The sequence below is a fragment of the Aquitalea sp. S1-19 genome (assembly GCF_024343515.1).
In genome coordinates, this window is the sequence record NZ_RJTZ01000160.1 from 1 (window position 1) to 4,488 (window position 4,488).

At 54.9% G+C, this 4,488-nt stretch carries 4 protein-coding genes and 1 rRNA gene; 4 read left to right on the forward strand and 1 reads right to left on the reverse strand.

The window, feature by feature from the left end; all coding sequences use genetic code 11:
• The first annotated feature begins 170 nt into the window (after window positions 1-170).
• The 3 genes from EGI20_RS16280 to EGI20_RS16290 all read left to right on the forward strand — a co-directional run bounded on the left by EGI20_RS16280 (window position 171) and on the right by EGI20_RS16290 (window position 3,319).
• Window positions 171-965 (forward strand): ABC transporter permease, encoded by a 795-nt coding sequence (locus EGI20_RS16280; RefSeq protein WP_498632725.1) that lies wholly within the window; start codon window positions 171-173, stop codon window positions 963-965.
• A 78-nt stretch (window positions 966-1,043) separates the two neighbouring features.
• Window positions 1,044-2,108, forward strand: coding sequence for an ABC transporter substrate-binding protein (locus EGI20_RS16285; protein ID WP_498632726.1), 1,065 nt, complete (start codon window positions 1,044-1,046; stop codon window positions 2,106-2,108).
• Window positions 2,109-2,257: 149 nt separating this feature from the next.
• Window positions 2,258-3,319 carry a VanZ family protein gene (locus EGI20_RS16290; protein WP_498632728.1) on the forward strand — a complete coding sequence of 354 codons (1,062 nt, stop codon included), beginning with the start codon at window positions 2,258-2,260 and terminating at the stop codon, window positions 3,317-3,319.
• Here the strand turns inward: EGI20_RS16290 and EGI20_RS16295 are convergent.
• A complete protein-coding gene (locus EGI20_RS16295) occupies window positions 3,278-3,931 on the reverse strand; it encodes a pyrimidine 5'-nucleotidase (protein ID WP_498632729.1) in 654 nt (217 codons plus the stop codon). The genes EGI20_RS16290 and EGI20_RS16295 overlap by 42 nt on opposite strands.
• 338 nt (window positions 3,932-4,269) lie before the next feature.
• On the opposite strand from EGI20_RS16295, the gene EGI20_RS16300 reads away from it, so the two are divergent.
• Window positions 4,270-4,488 (forward strand): 16S ribosomal RNA (locus EGI20_RS16300); the annotation flags it as partial.

Genomic DNA, 4,488 nt, shown 5'->3' on the forward strand with positions numbered 1-4,488 from the left:
TCCGGACATTCTGGGTGGTACCGATTCGATCATGATCGGCAACCTGATCAAGCAGCAGATTCTGGATACGCGCGACTGGCCGTTTGGTGCGGTGCTGTCGATCATGTTGACGGCAGGCGTATTGGGTATTGCGGCCTTGGGCTCGCTAGTGGCAAGGGGAGGGGTGAAGCGTGGCTAAGAAGCAATCCGTCTGGCTGTGGGTATCGGCCATCTCGACTTACCTGTTTCTTTACCTGCCGCTGGTGATCGTGGTGGTGTTCTCGTTCAATGATTCCAAGCTGAACGCGGAATGGGTGGGCTTTACCTTCAAGTGGTATGACCAGCTGTTTCACAATGACAAGATGCTGACTGCTGCCGGCCACTCGCTGATGATTGCGATTGCGGCCAGCTTGCTGTCTACCTTTTTCGGGACGCTGGCCGGGGTGGCAATGCACAAGTACAAGCTGCGCATCCTGCCGTTTCTGGTGCTGACACCCATCGCGATTCCCGAACTGCTGACCGGTGTCAGTCTGGTGATCTTCTTCGTGATGGTCAATCAGGTGTTGGGCATACTTGAGCTGGGGCTGTTTACCATCTTGTTGTCGCATGTGGCGTTCTGTATCGGTTTTGTCGCCATCGTGGTCAAGGCGCGCATGCAGGGTATGGATGACTCGCTGGTCGAGGCGGCGCGCGATCTGGGCGCGACGCCATTTCAGGCCTTCCGTCTGGTCACGCTGCCGGTGATCCGTCCGGGTATTATCGCCGGCGCCCTGATGGCGTTCACGCTGTCCATCGATGACTTCGTGATCACCTTCTTTACCGCCGGGGCCGGTGCATCGACCTTGCCGCTGGAGATTTATTCGATGATCAAGATTGCGGTGACGCCGGAAGTCAATGCGGTGTCGTCCTTGCTGATGCTGCTGACGCTGGTGTTGATCGTGATCGCCTCGCGCGTCTCGCCCAATTCTTTGCGCGCAGATAGCTGAGTCAGCAGAGGCCGGCGCATGTTCGCCGGCCTGCTATTTCCATTTCTCCCATTACCGCTATGGCGGCAGGAAAACCTCATGAAAAAATTGCTATTGTCGCTGGCCTTGCTGGCTTCTGTTCCGGCTTTTGCGGCCAATACCCTGCATCTGTATAACTGGAACAATTATTTGTCCGCCGATGCCGCCAAGCGTTTTGAGGCGCAGTGCAAGTGCAAGCTGGTGCAGGATTATTACGGCGACAATGAAGAAATGCTGGCCAAGATGGCTGCCGGCGCCAAGGGTTACGATATCGTGGTGCCAACCGGCTATGCCGTGCAGGCGCTGATGGGGCAGGGCAAGGCGGAGAAGCTGGACAAGAGCAAGATCGCCAATGCCAAAAACCTGAATCCGGCTTATCTGAATGCCTTCTTCGACAAGGGCAACCAGTATTCGCTGCCGTATGCGCTGACCACAACTGTCCTGGGTTACAACGAAACGGCACTGAAAAAGCTCGGCATCGCCGACAAGGCCAATAGCTGGGCGCTGATTTTTGATCCGGCCGTGCTGGCCAAAATCAAGGGCAAGGTCATTGTGCTTGATTCGCAGCGCGAGCTGGTGGCCGCTGCGTTGATGTATCTGGGCAAGCCGGCCAACTCGACCAATCCGGCAGACTGGAAGGCGGCGCGCGATGTGATCCTGAAGGCCAAGCCTTACTGGGCCACCTTTAACAACCAGAGCTATATCAAGGAGCTGACAGTCGGCAATATGCTGGTGGCGATGGGTTACTCCAACGATATGGTGCAAGCGCGTGAAGATGCCAAAAAAGCCAAGCGTCCGTTTGTCGTCAGCTTTGGTTTGCAGAAAGAGGGCAATACCATGTCGGTCGATAACTTCGTCGTGCTGAAGGATGCGCCGCGCAAGGATCTGGCCTATCAGTTCATCAACTTCATGCTGGATGGCAAGAATGGTGCCGAGCTGACCAATAGCATGGGTACCGGCAGCCCGAATGCGGCATCGATGGCTTTCGTTAACAAGGAGATTGCCAAGTCGTCGGCGGTTTTCCCGACCAAGGCCGATATGCCGCGCCTGCAGCAATTGCAGGACCTCAATAGCCGTCAGCGTCGCGAGCTGAACCGTTTGTGGGCCGAGATCAAGCTTAAGTAATCGGCGTATCGGTATTTGATTCGATGGCGAGAGTCTGCGGCAGGATTTTTTACTGCCGCAGACTTGAAGTGAGTATGCTGCCATAGGTATGCTTGCTTGATTAACTCAATCAGGCTTTGCATGACGTGGCCAATGCCCAGCGTTCCCATGTGGCTCAGTACACGGCCCTGATCACCTTTGTGGTGATTGTCTTTTCCAGTTTCTACCCGTTTACCGGTTGGGCCTATAGTGGCCGTCCGCTGTTCGAATTCCTCGCTTATCCGCTGCCCTATTATTTCCGCCTGTTCGACAATGCGGTTAATTTCCTCGTCTATCTGCCATTGGGCTTTGCTCTGGCACTTAGTTCGCGTAGCCGTATATTGTCCTGGCTGCTTGCTTTAGCACTCTCATTGCTGGTGAGTTTCAGCGTGGAGTTCGGCCAGCAATTCCTGCCCATGCGCGTGTCGTCCAATCTGGACATGTTGTACAACATGGCCGGTGCTTTCGTTGGCGCTACGCTGGCGGTCAGTCCGCTATTTCGCCGTCTGTGGCATCGGATATGGCTCAAGCGCCAGCGCTATTTCCGCCATGAAAATGTGGCTGATTACGCGGTAGTGCTGATCGTAGTCTGGTTTGTGACCCAGCTTGACCCGTCTGTGCCGCTATTTGGCGTGGTGGTACGGCCAATCGGTTTGCCGCAGCCTTTTGTTTCGCCGATGGAAAACCCGATGCTGTTCCTGCTGCTGGTCGAAGCAGGCGGAGTCATGCTCAATCTGGCCGCTTTCTTGCTGTTTATCACTGCATTTCTGGCCGCCCGCCGTTACGTCGCCCGTGCCATCACGATTGCTCTGGTGCTGGCGTGGTTTCTCAAGGTGCTGGCTGCCGGCACCTTGCTTAAGCCCATGGCCTTTTTCGAGTGGATCAACCAGTACGTGATGACCGGTTTGTCTGCCGGCTTCTTGTTGGTATGGCTGGTGACGCGCTTTGGTCAGCGGGTACAGGCAGTTGTGGCTCTACTGGCATTATTGGGGACGCAGGTCATGGTCTTTCTCTGGCCATTGGCGCGTAGCGACGCCGATATGCTGTCACTGTTCCGCTGGCATTACGGCCATCTGGCCAATATGAATGCGCTGGTCGCTTTTCTGGCGCAGTTGTGGCCGTACGCCGCCTGTCTAGTGTTGCTGGGTTTGTTATGGCAACCGGTTTGTCGGGAAAAGCTTGAGCCGCAATAGCGCGCGCAGTGACGTGATGCGGGCGTCGACATAGCAGGGGCGACGAGGCTCGCGTGTCAGCCAGACGGTTTTCATGCCCAGTGCCCGTGCCGTTTTCAGATTGGGCAGGCTGTCTTCCACCATAACGCAGCGCGTTGCTTGCAGACCTTCCTTGGTCAATACCTTGCGAAAAGCCGCCGGGTCGGGCTTGGGGGTGAAGTCCAGTCGCTCCACGCCATAGTGCGCACTAAAGTGATGCGAGATGCCCAGGCGTAATAGCAGGTCTTCTACATAGTGTTGCGGCCCGTTTGACAGCAGGATCTTGCGGCCGGGTAGTTTGGCCAGAACGGATTCAAGGTAGGGTTCATGCCGCAGCATGCTGGCAAAGTGCTCGCAGGGGTGGGTCTGCTGCAGGAAATGGTGCGGATCGATGCCGTGGTGTTGAACCAGGCCTTTTAGCGTGGCCCCGTATTGCAGCCAGTAGCGCTGGCGTAAGCGGTGGGCTTCTGCTTCATCCACAGCTAGGTGCTCCATGATATAGCGGGTCATCAGCAGGTTGATCTGCGGAAAAATGCCGTAATCGGCATTGTGTAGCGTGTTATCCAGGTCAAAAATCCAGGTGGGTGCAGGCAAAATAGTCTCCAGTTCTAATGGTTCTATTATCCCTCTGCTTGTTTATGCGTGTGATAGTGAATTTTGTTTTGTTTAAAAACAAACACTTGCTGTTTTTCAGGCTGGTTTTAGCAGTTTTGCCTAGTTTTAGCTGTTGACGCACCTGTGCAAGGTGCGTATATTTCGCCTCCTCAGCTGACGACGCAAACGAAACAAGCGGCGCGGCACTGCTCTTTAACAGAACGAACAACCGATAGGTGTGAGTGCTTGGCGATGCCAAACACTCGCACTGCAAGAAGATTGGAAACGTAAAGTTTCTTTGAACTTGCGTGCCAAAGTACGAAAAAAGCATAGAGATTGAACTGAAGAGTTTGATCCTGGCTCAGATTGAACGCTGGCGGCATGCTTTACACATGCAAGTCGAACGGTAACAGGGGCTTCGGCCTGCTGACGAGTGGCGAACGGGTGAGTAATGCGTCGGAACGTGCCAAGTAGTGGGGGATAACGCATCGAAAGGTGTGCTAATACCGCATACGCTCTGAGGAGGAAAGCAGGGGATCTTAGGACCTTGCGCTATT